The sequence below is a fragment of the Nocardia mexicana NBRC 108244 genome, assembly GCF_001613165.1.
Taxonomy (GTDB): domain Bacteria; phylum Actinomycetota; class Actinomycetes; order Mycobacteriales; family Mycobacteriaceae; genus Nocardia; species Nocardia mexicana.
The window spans coordinates 88,712-104,534 of sequence record NZ_BDBV01000046.1 but is presented as its reverse complement, the minus strand read 5'-3'; the positions used below and the strand labels follow the sequence as shown (position 1 = coordinate 104,534).

General features: G+C 67.2%; 17 protein-coding genes and 1 tRNA gene. 12 read left to right on the top strand and 6 right to left on the bottom strand.

The window, feature by feature from the left end; all coding sequences use genetic code 11:
- Positions 1-42: 42 nt before the first annotated feature.
- Entirely contained in the window at positions 43-1,650 is a 1,608-nt protein-coding gene (locus NM1_RS19130; protein WP_174556890.1) for an ABC-F family ATP-binding cassette domain-containing protein, read from the top strand.
- A 181-nt stretch (positions 1,651-1,831) separates the two neighbouring features.
- Here NM1_RS19130 and NM1_RS19125 read toward each other — a convergent pair whose 3' ends face one another.
- Positions 1,832-2,701, bottom strand: a complete 870-nt coding sequence (locus tag NM1_RS19125; protein ID WP_068021410.1) for an SGNH/GDSL hydrolase family protein — start codon at positions 2,699-2,701, stop codon at positions 1,832-1,834.
- A gap of 121 nt (positions 2,702-2,822) precedes the next feature.
- Between NM1_RS19125 and NM1_RS19120 the strand changes: the two genes are divergently transcribed.
- The 5 genes from NM1_RS19120 to NM1_RS19100 all read left to right on the top strand — a co-directional run bounded on the left by NM1_RS19120 (position 2,823) and on the right by NM1_RS19100 (position 6,398).
- The gene (locus tag NM1_RS19120) at positions 2,823-3,629 is read left to right on the top strand and encodes an ArsR/SmtB family transcription factor (protein ID WP_068021408.1); all 807 of its coding nucleotides are present in this window, start codon (positions 2,823-2,825) and stop codon (positions 3,627-3,629) included.
- A gap of 79 nt (positions 3,630-3,708) precedes the next feature.
- Positions 3,709-4,374, top strand: a complete 666-nt coding sequence (locus NM1_RS19115; protein WP_068021406.1) for a DUF998 domain-containing protein — start codon at positions 3,709-3,711, stop codon at positions 4,372-4,374.
- 90 nt (positions 4,375-4,464) lie between these two features.
- Entirely contained in the window at positions 4,465-4,902 is a 438-nt protein-coding gene (locus NM1_RS19110) for a nuclear transport factor 2 family protein (protein ID WP_068021506.1), read from the top strand.
- Between the two features lie 217 nt (positions 4,903-5,119).
- Positions 5,120-5,320: a hypothetical protein gene (locus NM1_RS19105; protein WP_068021404.1), complete on the top strand. Its 201-nt coding sequence runs from the start codon at positions 5,120-5,122 to the stop codon at positions 5,318-5,320.
- A gap of 40 nt (positions 5,321-5,360) precedes the next feature.
- Positions 5,361-6,398 carry an LLM class flavin-dependent oxidoreductase gene (locus tag NM1_RS19100; RefSeq protein WP_068021402.1) on the top strand — a complete coding sequence of 346 codons (1,038 nt, stop codon included), beginning with the start codon at positions 5,361-5,363 and terminating at the stop codon, positions 6,396-6,398.
- A 78-nt stretch (positions 6,399-6,476) separates the two neighbouring features.
- Here NM1_RS19100 and ctaD read toward each other — a convergent pair whose 3' ends face one another.
- Complete coding sequence (gene ctaD, locus NM1_RS19095; protein WP_068021504.1) at positions 6,477-8,216, bottom strand: aa3-type cytochrome oxidase subunit I; 1,740 nt, start codon at positions 8,214-8,216, stop codon at positions 6,477-6,479.
- A gap of 280 nt (positions 8,217-8,496) precedes the next feature.
- Between ctaD and NM1_RS19090 the strand changes: the two genes are divergently transcribed.
- Positions 8,497-8,569, top strand: a tRNA-Gly gene (locus tag NM1_RS19090).
- Positions 8,570-8,705: 136 nt separating this feature from the next.
- Here NM1_RS19090 and NM1_RS19085 read toward each other — a convergent pair.
- Positions 8,706-9,008, bottom strand: a complete 303-nt coding sequence (locus NM1_RS19085; RefSeq protein WP_068021400.1) for a hypothetical protein — start codon at positions 9,006-9,008, stop codon at positions 8,706-8,708.
- 629 nt (positions 9,009-9,637) lie between these two features.
- On the opposite strand from NM1_RS19085, the gene NM1_RS19080 reads away from it, so the two are divergent.
- Genes NM1_RS19080 through NM1_RS19070 form a run of 3 tightly spaced genes read left to right on the top strand, consistent with a single transcriptional unit; the run spans position 9,638 to position 11,193 of the window.
- The gene (locus tag NM1_RS19080; RefSeq protein ID WP_068021398.1) at positions 9,638-9,856 is read left to right on the top strand and encodes a hypothetical protein; all 219 of its coding nucleotides are present in this window, start codon (positions 9,638-9,640) and stop codon (positions 9,854-9,856) included.
- Entirely contained in the window at positions 9,780-10,358 is a 579-nt protein-coding gene (locus tag NM1_RS19075; RefSeq protein WP_342773684.1) for a DUF6879 family protein, read from the top strand. The genes NM1_RS19080 and NM1_RS19075 overlap by 77 nt, the downstream gene beginning before the upstream one ends.
- On the top strand, positions 10,339-11,193 hold the full coding sequence (locus tag NM1_RS19070) for a helix-turn-helix domain-containing protein (RefSeq protein ID WP_068021394.1): 855 nt from the start codon (positions 10,339-10,341) through the stop codon (positions 11,191-11,193). The genes NM1_RS19075 and NM1_RS19070 overlap by 20 nt, the downstream gene beginning before the upstream one ends.
- Positions 11,194-11,211: 18 nt before the next feature.
- Here NM1_RS19070 and NM1_RS19065 read toward each other — a convergent pair whose 3' ends face one another.
- From NM1_RS19065 to NM1_RS19055, 3 genes are read right to left on the bottom strand one after another with little or no spacing between them, the layout of a single operon-like run.
- Positions 11,212-11,997, bottom strand: a complete 786-nt coding sequence (locus NM1_RS19065; protein WP_068021391.1) for an ATP-binding cassette domain-containing protein — start codon at positions 11,995-11,997, stop codon at positions 11,212-11,214.
- Positions 11,994-12,989, bottom strand: a complete 996-nt coding sequence (locus NM1_RS19060) for an ABC transporter permease (RefSeq protein WP_068021389.1) — start codon at positions 12,987-12,989, stop codon at positions 11,994-11,996. The genes NM1_RS19065 and NM1_RS19060 overlap by 4 nt, the downstream gene beginning before the upstream one ends.
- 6 nt (positions 12,990-12,995) lie before the next feature.
- Positions 12,996-14,015 carry a sugar ABC transporter substrate-binding protein gene (locus NM1_RS19055; RefSeq protein WP_068021387.1) on the bottom strand — a complete coding sequence of 340 codons (1,020 nt, stop codon included), beginning with the start codon at positions 14,013-14,015 and terminating at the stop codon, positions 12,996-12,998.
- Positions 14,016-14,148: 133 nt separating this feature from the next.
- Here NM1_RS19055 and NM1_RS19050 point away from each other — a divergent pair, with 133 nt between their 5' ends.
- Both NM1_RS19050 and NM1_RS19045 read left to right on the top strand, forming a co-directional pair.
- Positions 14,149-15,195 (top strand): LacI family DNA-binding transcriptional regulator, encoded by a 1,047-nt coding sequence (locus tag NM1_RS19050; RefSeq protein WP_068021503.1) that lies wholly within the window; start codon positions 14,149-14,151, stop codon positions 15,193-15,195.
- Positions 15,196-15,383: 188 nt separating this feature from the next.
- Positions 15,384-15,779, top strand: a complete 396-nt coding sequence (locus NM1_RS19045; RefSeq protein WP_084519773.1) for an AMP-binding protein — start codon at positions 15,384-15,386, stop codon at positions 15,777-15,779.
- Positions 15,780-15,823 lie beyond the last annotated feature (44 nt).

The following is a 15,823-nucleotide window of genomic DNA, read 5'->3' as shown; positions in this document are numbered from 1 at the left end:
CCCGGCTAGAAGTCTGTCCTCTGACAACTCGGAGTAATTCTCATGATCACCGTTCGCGGTGTCGAGCTGCGGGTGGGTGCCCGCGTGCTGCTGTCCGACATCTCCTTCACCCTTTCTCCCGGCGACCGGGTCGGCCTGATCGGCCGTAACGGCGCGGGGAAGACCACGCTGCTGCGTGCCCTGGCCGGGCTGGACCGGCCGGCCGCGGGGTCCGTCACCACCACCGGCCCGATCGACGTGCTGGCCCAGGACCCGCGCGACGTCGACCCGCGGCTCACCGTCGCCGACCGCATCCTGTCCGCGCGCGGGCTGGATGTCGCGGTGCGCGACCTGCGCGCGGCCGAGACCGCGATGGCCGAGGCCCGCGACGCGGGCGCGCTCGAGCGGGCGATGAGCGACTACTCAAGGGCCGAGGCCGCCTTCGTGGCGGGCGGCGGCTATGCCGCCCAGGCCGAGGCCGCACGCATCGCCGCCGGGCTCGGCCTGCCCGATCACGCGCTCGATCAGCAGGTGTCCGCCCTCTCGGGCGGGCAGCGGCGGCGTGCCGAACTGGCGCGAATCCTGTTCGGCGGCAACGGCGGAACCCTGCTGCTGGACGAGCCGACCAACCATCTCGACGCCGACGCCGTGGGCTGGTTGCGCACCTTCCTGCGCGGGTTCGCGGGTGGGCTGCTGGTGATCAGCCACGATTCGGCGTTCCTGGCGGGGTTCATCAACCGCGTATTCCATCTCGACCCGCAGCGCGCGGCGCTGGACGTGTACAACACCGACTGGGACCGGTATCTGGCCCAGCGCGACACCGACGAGCGGCGGCGAATCCGGCAGCGCGCCAACGCCGAACGCAAGGCCGCCGCCCTGCACGCGCAGGCGGAGAAGATGAAGTCGCGGGTGGCCACGGCCGTGGCGGCCCGCAATATGGCCCGGCGCGCGGACCGCATGCTGGGCGACCTGGAACCGCGGCGGCGAGCGGAGAAGGTGGCCCGCATCAGGCTGCCCGAACCGCAACCGTGCGGGCGAATACCGCTGGGCGCGATCAGCCTGGCGAAATCCTATGGCGGGCACCGCGTTCTGGATTCGGTGGACCTGGCGGTGGATCGCGGCAGCCGGCTGGTGGTGCTCGGACACAACGGTGCCGGGAAGACGACCCTGCTGAGAGTGCTTGCGGGCCAGGAGGTTCCGGACAGCGGCCGCGTGGTGCCCGGACCCGGGCTGCGGTTGGGCTACTTCGCGCAGGAACACGACACCCTGGACCCGGCGCTCACCGTCCGGGAGAACCTGGCCGTCGCCGCCGGGAACCTGACCGACCTCGAGGTACGGCGGGTGCTGGGTGCGTTTCTGTTCACCGGAACCGACGACGCCGACAAACCGGCGGGTGTGCTGTCGGGCGGCGAGAAGACGCGGCTCGCGCTGGCCGGGCTGGTGCACTCGGGAGCGAACGTGCTGCTGCTGGACGAGCCGACCAACAACCTGGACCCGGCCTCGCGCGGCGAGGTACTCGGGGCGATCGACGCCTATCCGGGCGCGATCGTCATGGTCACCCACGACGAGGGCGCGATCGATGCGCTGCGCCCCGACCGGGTCCTGATCCTGCCCGACGCCGACGAGGACCTGTGGACCGAGGACTACCGCAGCCTGGTCGCGCTGTCCTGACCTGTTGTCACTCGCCGTCCGGAGCGCCGCCCCTCGGGCCCATGGCTCGTGTCCCGGGGGCCGGTTTCAGCAGCACACCGGCAATTCGGCCTGAAAACGCGCACACTGCCGGTTCGGCGACGGCACGGCGGACGTAGGACGTAGGACGTAGGACGTAGGACGAGTATGGACCGCTCCGGACTCAGTCCGCGAGGTCGGCGATGATCTGCCGGGCGACCGCGGTCGTTCCGGCAGCGTCGGGGTGGTACGAGCTACCGACCGCCGACACCGGATCCCCTTGTGCGGCAAGGGGGTTGTTGAAGCCGAACGTCCACGGTTCGGGACTGCAGGCGGTGTGGGCGTTCGCCTCGGGGACGGCGATCAGGCGCGCCCCGGTCGCCAGCGCCGCATCGCGGGTGGCCACGGTCAGGCCGTCGTAGGTGCGCCGAGCGCGGGCGGCCTGTTCGGGGCTCATCGGCGTCGCCGCACAGGGTGTGCCGTCGGCGGGCAGCACGGGCAGGTACTGCACCAGCGCGACCGTGGCCCGCGGAGCCCGCTCCCGCACAGCGGTGACGACCTCGGCGATAGAACGCTCGACATCCTCGAAGGCACCGCGGCCGGGTTCGGTTGTGGCCAAGGCACGATCGCACAGACCGGGCACCGCGCCCACCGCGGCGTGGCAACCGCTCCCGGCGATCATCGAGCCGACCAGGTTCAGATCGTTGCCGCCGATGCTCACGGTGACGAGCCGGGTGTCGGCGGTGACCGCGTCGATCTGCGGCGGCAGCAGCCGATTCGGAATCCGTTGCGGCCGTTGGAGAATGTCGGCCGTCGTGGCGCCCGAGCAGGTCACATCGACCAGCTCCAGCCCGGTCGCCGCGGCGACCTGGTGTGGATAGTTCTGCCCGGAGCGCCCGCAGCCCCGCTCCACCACCGGCGGCAGGCCGGGACCGGCGGCATACGAACTCCCCAGCGCGACATAGCGTTCCCCGTCCGCGGGCGGCTCGGCACCGGCCACACCCGGCGCCAACGCCAGGGCCGACACCGCTATCGCGAGCATTCCCGACTTCATCCGTCCACCTCTCGATTCGTACCGAGCGCCTGCCCAGAGGCTAGCCGCCCGGCACACGGCAAGCCCGCTATCCCCCGATCCATCGTTGACATGTGACCATTTGGTCACATATCGTCGTGACGTGGCAGACGACGACCTCGCGTTCAAGGCACTCGCCGATCCGAGTCGCCGATTCCTGCTCGACCTCCTGTTCGCCCGCGACGGACGCACGCTGGGAGAACTGGAGTCCGAGCTGGAAATGACCCGTTTCGGCGTCGCCAAGCACCTGCGGGTGCTGGAGGACGCGGGCCTGGTGGTCACGCGCCGCTCGGGCCGGGAGAAATTGCACTTCCTCAATCCGGTGCCGATCCGGCTGATCCACGACCGGTGGATCGGCAAATACACCGAGCGGGCGGCCGCCGCGCTCGTCGACCTCAAATTCGAACTGGAGCAGCAAGCCATGACATCGACATCCGACACCACCACCAGCACCGTCAGGGTCTACCGCGTGTACATCAAGGCGACCCCGCAGGCGATCTGGGACGCCATCACCCAGCCGGAATGGACCGTGAAATTCGGCTACCAGGCACCGGTCGACTACGACCTGCGCCCGGGCGGCGCGTTCCGCGGACTGGCCAGTGCCGCGATGAAGGAGCACGGCGCGCCGGACGTGGTGATCGACGGCGAGGTCATCGAGGCCGACCCGCCGCGCCGGCTCGTACAGACCTGGCGCGCACTGTTTCTCGGCGAGGACTTCACCCGGCTCACCTACGAGATCGAGGACGAGGGCGCGGGCATCTCGATCCTCACCGTCACCCACGATGTGACCGGCGCGCCGCAGACCGCCGCCCAGACCGATGGGCAGCTGCCGGGCGCGGGCGGCGGCTGGAATCAGACGCTCAGCGACCTGAAGACCCTGCTGGAGACCGGAAAAGCCCTGTACTCCTGACTATTTCACGACCGCCTCGCACCTCGACCGACAGGTGCGAGGCCCCGTTCCCGATAGATCCGAGCCTCGGAGCACCGCCATGTCCACCGTCACATCCACCAACCCCCTGAGCACGCCCGCCGAATCACGAACCACCCGTGGGCTTCTCGCCTGCGGCATAGCGGCGGGCCCGCTGTTCGTCCTCTTGATCGTCGCACAAGCGTTGACCCGCAACGGTTTCGACGCCACCCGCCATCCGCTGAGCATGCTGAGCCTCGGCGCGCACGGCTGGATCCAGATCGGAAACTTCGTGGTCTGCGGCGCCCTGGCGCTGGCCTCCGCCGTCGGCTTGCGTCGCGCACTCGACCGCACGCGCACCGCGGCGTGGGCGAGCGCGCTCGTCGGCGTGTACGGCGCAAGCCTGATCTGGGCGGGCATATTTCCCACCGATCCCGCCGACGGCTTCCCGCTCGGCACCCCCGACGGCGCGCCCGCCGAGGTCAGCTGGCACGGCATGCTGCACAATCTCGCACCGGTCGGCTCCGGCCTCGCAGTCAGCGCGGCGTGTGCGGTGTTCGCCTATCGGTATGCCCGCGCCCGGCACCGGGGTTGGGCGTACTACTGCGCACTCGCGCCGATCCTCTACTTCGCGCTCGGATTCACCGCCTTCCCCCTGCACGACTACCGACTGATGCTGGCGGGTGGCGCCCTGGTCTGGACCTGCGCCTCGGCCTGCACCCTGAAGACACTGACCGAGATGCCCTGAACCGGCGGCCCGCCGATTCGGCCGTTCCTCCTCCGGCGCACCGCGAATCCTGGTGACATGGGGGCGATCATCCGTCGTGAGGAGGCAGTCGTGTTGTCGCTACAGGAAATTTCGGATCGGCTGGAGATCGAGGACCTCATGGTCCGCTATTCGCACGCCGTCGACACGCAGCGGTGGGATGCGCTCGACGAGATCTTCACCCCCGACGCCTTCATCGACTACACGACGATGGGCGGGCCGAAGGGCGGCCTGCCGGAGATCAAGCAGTTCCTCGCCCAGGTGATGCCGAACTTCCTCGCCTTCCAGCATCTCATCAGCAACTCCTCGATCACGGTCGACGGCGACACCGCCACCGGCCGCACCATGTGCCACAACCCGATGCTCACCCCGGACGGCGACGGCGGGCAGCGCCTGATGCTGTGCGGCCTCTGGTATCTCGACACCTTCGCCCGCGTCGACGGCTCGTGGCGCATCGCCCGCCGCGAGGAGGAGAAGAGCTACATGTTCGTCGCGCCGTCGGCCGGATGAGCCGAGGTCACCCCATCTGGAACCCATGACAATTTCGCCCCGTGGGGTCCGTTGATCTATCACCTCTCGGGACGGCCGCGTGATCGCCGGTTCCGCGTGTACCCGGCGAAATTCGATGCGACACTGAAGAGAGAATCCGACATTGTGCGGGCAGCGAGACCGACGGCGTCCGCCAGATCGCGGCCTGCCTCGGCGCGGGCCCGCCGACGGAGGTGCCATGAAAGTCGGCGACAGGGTCAAATTGACCAAGAACCACGACATCGCCCCCTTGGCCGCGATAGCCGCCGGCACGGTCGGCGAGATCGTCGGTGTGCGCGACGAGACGTGGCAGCGGATTCCGACGCGCCTGTACACGGTTCAGTTCGACATCCTGCAGGTGACGATCGCCGAAATGCGCAACGAGCTCGCTCCGGCCTGACCGCCTGGAATCAGCGGCGGCCGGGAGCGTTGTCAGGGGTATGACGTCGTTGCACTCGGTCCGGTTCTCGATCCTGGACCGCTCCCGTGTCCGGCAGGGGCAGAGCCATCCGGCGGCGCTGCGGGACACCGTCGAGTTCGGACAGCTGGCCGAGCGGTGGGGCTACCACCGGTTCTGGGTATCGGAGCATCACAGCGTGCCGGGCGTGGCCGGGTCCGCGCCGACCGTGCTGGCGGCCGCCGTCGCCGCCGCGACCGACCGGATCCGGGTGGGGACCGGCGGGGTGATGCTGCCCAACCACCAGCCGCTGGTCGTCGCCGAGCAGTTCGGGGTGCTGGAGTCGCTGTATCCCGGGCGGATCGATATGGGGCTGGGCCGGTCGGTCGGATTCACCGGCGGGGTGCGCCGCGCGCTCGGGCACGACAAGGACGACGCCGAGGATTTCGACGCCCAGCTCACCGAGTTGCTGGACTACTTCGCCACGGGGCGCGACGGCGTGCACGGCTGGCCCGCAGAGGGGCTCCGGGTCCCGGCATACCTGCTGGCCATCGGATCCGGCGCGGATCGGGCCGCGCGATTCGGCCTGCCCCTGGTGATCGCCGCCGCGCACGGCGAGGAGGCGATGGTGCGCTCGATCGAGCAGTACCGCAACGATTTCCGGCCTACCGCGTGGGGCGTGGCGCCCTACGTGATCGTCTCCGGATCGGTCGTCGTCGCCGATACCGCCGAGGAGGCGCGGCGGCTGCTGATGCCCGAGGCGTGGTCGGCCGCGTACTCGCGCACCCGCGGCGAGTTCCCGGTGCTGATGCCGCCGGACAGCATCGATCCCGGGGCGATGACCGAGCGGGAGCGGCGCATCTTCGACGAGTCGATGCGGGGACACCTGGCAGGCACCGAGGACACCGTCGCCGACGGCCTCGAGCGGCTCATCGGTCGCACCGGCGCGGACGAGATCCTGGTACACACCAGCACCTTCGACCGTGCGGCCCGGATGGAGTCGCATCGGCGGCTGGCGCGGCTGGTCGGGCTCGGGGCGGCGGACCGGCCTGCCGAAGCGACAGACTCTGTGCCCCGGTAGGGCACAGAGCCTTGGTCGCCTCGAGGGCACGAACTAGCGCGAGCCAACAGGAGCCCGGCACCGGTCCGAGCGGGAATCTTACTTCCGCACGGGCGTATGTTCGGTAACTCGAGCGTGCGAGTTGCCTCCGAATCCGACATGCGCCTCTTCCCGCATCCGATCGACCATGTGCGGGTAGTGCAGTTCGAACGCCGGACGCTCCGACCGGATCCGCGGCAACTCGTAGAAGTTGTGCCGCGGCGGCGGGCAGGTGGTCGCCCACTCCAGGGAGTTGCCGTAGCCCCACGGATCGTCCACCGTCACCACCTCGCCGTAGCGGTAGCTCTTGAAGACGTTCCACACGAACGGCAGCACCGAACCGCCGAGGATGAAGGCACCGATGGTGGAGATCGTGTTCAGCATCGTGAACCCGTCGGACGGCAGGTAGTCGGCGTAGCGGCGCGGCATACCTTCGGCACCCACCCAGTGCTGCACCAGGAAGGTGGTGTGGAAACCGATGAACGTGGTCCAGAAGTGCCATTTTCCGAGACGCTCGTCGAGCATGCGGCCGGTCATCTTCGGGAACCAGAAGTAGATGCCCGCGTAGGTCGCGAAGGCGATGGTGCCGAACAGCACGTAGTGGAAGTGCGCGACCACGAAGTAGGAGTCGGAGACGTGGAAGTCCAGCGGCGGGCTGGCCAGGATGACACCCGACAGGCCACCGAACAGGAACGTGACGATGAATCCGACCGAGAACAACATCGGTGATTCGAACGTCAACTGCCCCTTCCACATGGTCCCGATCCAGTTGAAGAACTTCACGCCCGTGGGGACCGCGATCAGGAACGTCATGAACGAGAAGAACGGCAGCAGCACCGCACCGGTGGCGTACATATGGTGCGCCCATACCGCGATCGACAATGCCGCGATCGCGAAGGTCGCGTACACCAGCGCGGTGTAGCCGAAGACCGGTTTGCGGCTGAAGACCGGGAAGATCTCCGACACGATGCCGAAGAAAGGCAACGCGATGATGTACACCTCGGGATGGCCGAAATACCAGAACAGATGCTGGTAGAGCAGGCTGCCGCCATTGGCCGGGTCGTAGATGTGGCCGCCCAGCTGCCGGTCGTAGAACAACCCCATCAGCGCCGCGGTGAGCACCGGGAAGGCGACCAGGATGAGCACGCTGGTAATCACGATCGTCCAGGTGAAGATCGGCAGCCGGAACGGCGTCATACCCGGCGCGCGCAGGCAGACCACCGTTGTGATCATGTTGACGCCGCCGAGAATCGTGCCCAGGCCCGAGACGGCCAGGCCCATGATCCACAGGTCGGCGCCGACGCCGGGCGCGTGCACGATATCCGACAGCGGCGAATACGCCGTCCAGCCGAAATCGGCGGCGCCGCCGGGGGTGATGAAACCCGCCGTGGCCATGGTCGCGCCGAACAGATACAGCCAGTAGCTGAACGCGTTCAGACGCGGGAACGCGACGTCGGGCGCACCGATCTGCAGCGGCAGCACGATATTCGCGAACGCGAACACGATCGCCGTCGCGTAGAACAGCAGCATGATCGTGCCGTGCATGGTGAACAGCTGATTGAACTGCTCCGTCGACAGGAATTGCAGACCCGGCCGCGCCAGTTCGCCGCGCATCAGCAGCGCCATCAGACCGCCGATGAGAAAGAACGACATGGCGGTGAACAGATACATCTGGCCGAGCATCTTGGGATCGGTCGTCGTCAGGGCCTGATACAGAAACGACCCCTTCGACCGGCCCCGCGGCGGATAGGGCCGCACGGCCTCGAGCTCGCGCTCCGGCTTCGGAGATACAGCGGTCAACACATCCTCCTAGGTCGTTCCGCAGCGACCGTGTGCTGACGGAACCGGAACATGAAACCCACGAATGACGCGCACGACGAACGCAAGCAGCATACTTGCAGCTACTCGAGGGTGCGGGGGAACACTCCGAGCCCGCCGGGTTCGATCCCGGCCGAGAACGCGCCGGAATGACGAAGCGGCCCGGCCCCGACTCACGGGACCCACACACCACCGCTGACGTGGGGATTCGTCGTTGCCCTCGCCGATCGACTATTCTTTCCCTCGTCGCCGAGTGCGAAATGCGGATGTAGCGCAGCTGGTAGCGCATCACCTTGCCAAGGTGAGGGTCGCGGGTTCGAATCCCGTCATCCGCTCTCCGATTCATCCGGCAGCACCGCTGCAGGGCCGAATTCATTGCCCCGCAGGCGTTTTCATCCCCGTAATTCGATTTCCGCACCTCAGCTGCCGGTCCGGTAGTCGTCGACCTCCTCCCCGGCCACGACTCCATCCCTATTGCGTCCGACCGGAGTCCGGCGTGACGTGGCGGACCTCGACCAATCTCTCCCAGGCCGCGCGCTTCCGTGCGCAGTCCTGGCGGCGGCACGTCTTGTGCTGACGCATGACCTGGTGCGCAGCCTTCACTGTGAAGGGCTCCGGCGGCGGTCCGTGGTGCCACCCGACGACCTCGACCACCCGTGTAGAGTCCTCGCCCGGCTCCCATACGTCTTCGTCGTCGAAGCTCAGCAGCAGGTACACAGCACCGCCGAGGATCACGACAAGACCCAGGAGTGTCGACCACATCGCCGTGCTCATGCCTCTCCAGAGAGGGAAGGGGACGTGGTCCAGCGAGTGAAACTCATTCGTGGTTGGGCGGTTTCAATGTCCACGATGCACATCAGCGCGTGCAGTTGGATCACGTCGAAATGGCTTGGCGACGGTGCGATCACCGCATCCACATCCGCGGCACGAACCTGGTCGACCAGAGGCAGCACAGACGGACGGGGCCAGTAGAGGCGATACCGAGCTGTCGTGCGAGCCTTCGGATTCTGACATTCTCCAGCTCTGACCACGAGCTGACAGCAAGGTCGATCCACGCCAATGCAGTCGGATGCACCCTCATCGTCCGTCCCCTCGATCTGTTGCTCTACCGGTGACGCCCGTCGATGGATGGCAGGCCGATCCCGGGACCGCCGCTAGCGGATCCGCGCGACTGTGGTGGACCAACCCGCCGCCGGAGCCAGCCGCCGTTTCGAACGCTACGTGTGGGATGCACGGGACCGAAAGGATGTTGCGAAATGTTTCTAGAAACTGAACTAGTGACTCAAAAATACAGGTACAGCTGTGTATTGGTGTTGGATTCACTCTTGACTAGGTGTAGATACTGCGGTGAATATGGAATCCAGAAGCGCAACATTTCGCAACGAACTACGTAGGGGCCGACCATGCGTCTAACGTTCATTGCCAAGGATCCGGGCTCGAATCCTTCGGGCTCGCCGACGCTCTACCGCACCGATCGGGAGTCCTGGGTCATCCAGGGGTGGGTCTTCACCGACCCAGAGGCGCTGGCGCAGATGGGCATCCCGGATGGAGAATCGTGCGTCGAGATCCCCGACAGGCTGGTTCCGTTCTTCGGGCAGGGAGATAGTGACTTCGATCAGTGATGGCGAATTCGACCGTCTGCTAACCGAATTCGATACAGCAGCGGTCCACCTCGAGACGCGGGATGCATACGGTACCGCGGTCGAGCTGCCGTACATGCAGAAGTGGGCCGATGGTGAGCCAGACGATCTCGAATGGTTGCAGAGCTGGTGCGCCACGGTGCGCAAGCATGTGGCCGCCGGGCGGGCGGTGCGGCGGGCACGCGTCGTTTCCGAACCTCTGAGCGACTATCAGCGGTGGTCGTACAGCGTCGCTCACCCGATGGTCGGTGCGGGCGAGGACATTCGCTGGGTTCCCCGGCGGCTCGTGTCGTCGATCGGGATCCCGGGCAACGACTTCTATCTGCTCGACGATCGGCTCGTGATCTTCCTGCACTACGCCGGTGACGGACTCGCCGTCAACAAGACCACCTCGACCGACCCTCACGACATCCGGTTGTGCCGCACGGCATTCGAGTCGATATGGCAGCTGGCGATACCGCACCGTGAATACCAGCCCGTCTAGCGCCGCACACGAGGCCCGGCGTGCGCTCGGCAACCGTCTCCGCGAGTTGCGCCATGCGGCCGGCCTCACCGTGCGTGAACTCGGCGCGGCCAATGAGTGGCACTTCGCACGAGTGTCGAAGATCGAGAACGGCATCCAGGCGCCCACCGACCGTGACATCCAGCAATGGTGCCTCGCCTGCAATGCCGAAGATCAAATACCCGATCTCGTTGCCACCTTGCGCACCGTCGACGAAGCGTACGTGGAGTTCCGGCGGCAGAGCCGCGCGGGCATGAAACGGGTCCTCGGCGCCCACACGCTCAAGAAGTACGAACAGACCCGGGTATTCCGGATCTACGAGCACAACGTCATCCCCGGGCTGTTCCAGACGGCCGAATACTCCACGGCCATGCTGTCGTTCTGGATACGGTTCCTCGGCACGCCCAACGACATCGAAGACGCGGTCGCGGTCCGGATGAAGCGGCAGCGCATCCTGCAGCGGGGCGGCAAACGCTTCGTGGTCCTGCTGGAGGAACAGGCATTGCGGACCTGGTTCGGCAGCGCCGATGTACAAGCTGGCCAGTTGGGTCGCCTGCTGGAGGTGATGGCGCTGCCGAACATCTCGATCGGCATCATCCCGTTGATGACCGAGCGCAAGGCCGTGGCCTCGGCGGGGTTCTGGATCTTCGACGATGACCTCGTGGCACTGGAGACGCCCTCAGCGACCATCCAGGTCACACAACCGGCAGAATGCCACCTGTATGCGCGCATGTTCGAGGAGCTGAAACAGTCGGCTGTCTACGGCCGGGACGCTCGGCGATTGATCCTCGACGCGCTCGACGAACTCAGCCGATGACGTAGCAACTCGAACAACTCAGTTGCCGACGCGGTGGTCGTCTACCTCTTCCCCGGCCATCGCGCCGGTCATGATCGCCACGGCGTCGGACATGGTGAATTCGTGGGGGCGGATCACCGCTACCCGGCGGCCGAGGCGCTGGATGTGGACGCGGTCGGCGATGTCGAACACGTTGGGCATGTTGTGGCTGATCACGATCACCGCGAGGCCGCGGTCGCGGACCTGGCGGATGAGGTCCAGCACCATGCCGGTTTCCTTGACGCCGAGGGCCGCGGTCGGCTCGTCCATGATCACCACGTGCCGGGCGAAGGCCGCGCTGCGCGCCACCGCCACACCCTGCCGCTGCCCGCCCGACAGCGTCTCGACGGCCTGCTTCATCGACCGGATGCCGATCTTCAGATTCGACATGTGCTCCTGGGATTCCCGCAGCATCCGGTCCTTGTCGACCATCCGGAACACCGAGCCGAGCAGGCCGCGGCGGCGCACCTCCCGGCCGAGGAACAGATTGTCGGCGATATCGAGGGCCGGGGCGACGGCCAGATCCTGGTATACGGTTTCGATACCCGCGCGGCGCGCGTCGATCGGGCGGCGGAAGCGCACCCGGGCGCCGTCGAGGTAGATCTCGCCCGCGTCCGGGATGAGCGCGCCCGACAGCGCCTTGATCAGCGTCGACTTCCCCGCGCCGTTATCGCCGATCACCGCCAGGATCTCGTTGGGGTACAGGTCGAAATCGGCGCCGTCCAGGGCGGTGACGTGGCCGTACCGCTTCACCAGACCCTTGGCCTGCAGCACCGGCTCGCTCATCGCTGCCTCCCGCGGTTGAACTGGTCGATGGCCACCGCCGCGATCACCAGCACGCCGGTGATCAGGGTCTGGTAGATCGACGCAACACCCATGAGCTGCAAGCCGTTTCGGATGATGCCGACGATCATGGCGCCCAGCAGCGTGCCGATCACGCTGCCGCGCCCGCCGAACAGGCTGGTGCCGCCCAGCACCACCGCGGTGATCGAGTCGAGATTGTCGGTCTGCCCGGTATTGGGGTCGCCGACGCCGGTGCGCGCCACCAGCAGCAGCGCCGCCAGTCCGTAGATCAGGCCCGCCGCGGTGTAGACGCCCAGAAGTACACGGCGCGTGTCGATTCCGGTCAGCCGCGCGGCCTCCGGATTGTTGCCGACGGCGTAGATGTGACGGCCCGCCGCGGTCTGGCGCAGCACATACCAGGCGACGGCGAACAGGATCAGCATCGCGACCGAGCCGTAGGTGATGTCGGTATCGCCCACGGGGAAGGTCTTACCCAGGTACGTCAGGGCATCCGGCAGCCCCGAGATCGTCTGCTCCTGCGAGTAGATGTGGGTGAGCGCGAACGCGATGCCGTACATGCCGAGGGTGACGATGAACGGCGGCAGCCGCAGGAAACTCACCAAAGAGCCGTTCAGCAAACCGAATCCGGCCGTCAGCGCCAGCCCGAGCGCGATCGCCAACAGCGGCGGCATCCCCGAATCGACCGCCAGTTTGGTGATCACGATATTGCCCAGTGCCATCACCGCCCCGTTGGACAGGTCGATTCCGGCGGTCAGGATGATCAGCGTCTGGCCGATCGCCAGCGTCCCGACCACCATCACCTGCTGCACGATCAGCGAGAAGTTGCCGCCGGTGAGGAAACGATCGGACTGCGAGGCGAAGAACACCACGGCGATGACGATCGCCACGATCGGCCCGAAACTGGGCAGCGATACGATCCGCGTCAGTGCCGACATCGACTGTGTCGGAGTCGATGTCGAGGACGTAGTCGTCATGCGATTTCACCCCCAGCAGTTGTCCAGCCCGTACTGCACATCCTTGGAGTCCACTCCCCCTTGCGGTTTCGCGGTGACCAGGGTGACGCCGGTATCGGTGTACCCCTCGGACTTCTTGCCGTTCTTGGCGTGATCGACCACCGCCTTCACACCCTCGCTGGCCATCTTCAGCGGGTACTGCTGGGAGGTGGCCGCGATCTTGCCGTCCTTGACCGCCTGCACCCCGCTGCATCCGCCGTCGACCGACACGATCAGCGCGTTGTTCTCCCTGCCCGCCGTCTTCAGCGCGGTGTAGGCGCCCAGCGCGGAGGGCTCGTTGATGGTGTAGACGACGTTGATATCCGGATCCTTCTGCAGGCAGGTCTCCATCGCCGTCTGCGCCTTGGACTGGTCGCCCTGGGCGGGCTGGGCGCACACCACGTTCGGCGCGCTCACGTCCTGCCGCATCTCCTCGGTGGCCTGCGCCGCGCCGAAGCCGGACAGAAAACCGTTGTGCCGCAACACACCTACGGTGACGCCCGGATTCAGGTCGATCATCGCGATCTTGGCGGGCCTGTCGCCCTGTACCGCCTTGGCGTACTTGCCGATCAGCTGCCCGGCGGTGAAGTTGTTGGTGGCGAACAGGGCATCGACCGCGCTCTGCGGATCGGTCGGGGTGTCCAGCGCGATCACCTCGACATCCTTGGCGCGGGCCTTCTCGATGGCCGGGACGATCGCCTTGGTATCGCTGGCGGCGATGAGAATGCCCTGTGCGCCCGCGGCGACCATATTCTCGATCGCGGTCACCTGGCTGGCATTATCGCCGTCGAATTTGCCTGCGGCCGTGAGCAATTTGACCCCCGCCGCGTCGGCCTCCTGCTGCGCGCCCTCCTTCATCTTGACGAAGAACGGGTTGGTGTCGGTCTTGGTGATCAGCCCGACCGTGATCTTGCCGTCGCCCGCGCCGTTGCCGCAGGCGGTGGCGGCGAAGGCGAGGGACGCGGCGGAGAGAGCGGCGAAGGCGATGCGGACGGCACGTGAGGACATCGATGTGCTCCTGCGGTACTACGTATGACAACGTTGTCACGACGATAGATCGTGATCCAGCTCACGTCCAGAGAATCGTTCTAAGATGTTCGGCGAGAGGGCGTTTGCGGGGCGTAAGGCGAAAATGGTTGTGATGTCAGCGTTGTCGGACCCGGGTGCGCCGCGCCGCGGTGCCACCATGCGCGAGGTTGCCGCGCTGGCCGGGGTCAGCATCAAGACAGTGTCGCGGGTGGTGCGTGGCGAGGGTGGGGTTTCGCCGGAATTGACCGCCCGGGTCGCCGACGCCGCCGCGATGCTCGACTACCGGCACAATCTGGCCGCCAGCACGTTGCGCGGGCACGGGCAGAAGACGGCCGCGATCGGGCTGCTGCTGATGGATGTCGCCAACCCGTACGCCTCGGCCCTGCACCGCGCGGTCGAGGATTTCGCCCACGGCCGCGGCACCCTGGTGTTCGCGGTGAGCACCGACGAGGATCCGGTCCGGCAGCGCGAGGTGCTCGACGCGCTGCTGTCCCGCCGGGTCGACGGGCTGATCGTGATGCCGGTCGGCACCGACCACGGCCTGCTGCTGCGCGAGCAGCAGCGCGGCACCCCCATCGTGTTCGTCGACCGCGGCCCGGCCGTCGCCGGTATCGACAGCGTCACCGCCGACAACCGCGACGGCGCCCGCCGGGCCGTCGAACACCTCGCCGCCCACGGCCATCGCCGCATCGCCTATCTCGGTGACCTGCAGTCGATCTGGACGGCGGCCGAACGCTACGCGGGTTACGTCGAGGGGCTGGCCCGCACCGGAGTCACCCTCGACCCCGCGCTCGTCCGAACCGACCTGCACTCCCCCGCGGCCGCCGAGGCCGCCGCCGAGGCGCTGCTGTCGGGCCCCGGTCGCCCCACCGCGCTGTTCAGCGCCCAGAACATGATCACCCTCGGCGCCCTGCGGGCCATTCAGAAACGCGGCCTGCACAACGAGATCGCGCTCATCGGGTTCGATGATCTCCCCCTCGCCGAACTGCTGCACCCCGCCCTCACCGCCGTCGCCCAGGATCCCGGCGCCATCGGCCACACCGCGGCGGAAATCTTGTTCACCCGCCTGGACGGCGATAGCTCCCGGCCCCGGCACGAGGTGATCCCCACCCGTCTGCTGGTGCGCGGCTCCGGCGAAATCGCCCCCGACGACCGCTGACAGCCCCCTCGACACATGGTTGCCACGAGGATGCTGCTGCGTCCGTAACGATCTCACCCGCCACCAAGGGTGGAAATTACCCACCCCCGGGGTGGACGGTCGCAGCACTGGGGGCGCTGTCGGCGCGGGTCCGCAGCGCCGACAGTGAATGTGTCCAGAACACGAGCAAGACCCGAGGGGTTGGCATCATGCGGAACCACAGCGAACCGGCAACCGTCGCCGTCACCACCGACGACTGCGAACTGACGTGGGCGGACCTGGATCGCTGGTCGAACCGGCTGGCGCGGATGCTGATCCAGCGCGGTGCCGAGAGCGGCAGCCGCATCGCGGTCGCCGTCACCGCTCCGATGGAGGCCGCGGTCACCCGCGCGGCGATCGCCAAACTCGGCGCCGTCCCGGTCGATGACGAAATGCTCTATACCCGGTCCGATCTGGGGGTCACGATCAGGGCGGAGCGCGACGGCCTGAACGACTCGATCGGCTGGCTGGTGCTCGACGACCGTACAACGCTGGTGGGTTACCTCACCGGTTCGGATGCACCGCTCGCGAACGCCGAATGCCCGCTGGCGAGACAGGCTGCCTGACACCGATACAACACGCCGCCGGACACTGAAATCTCCAGGAATGC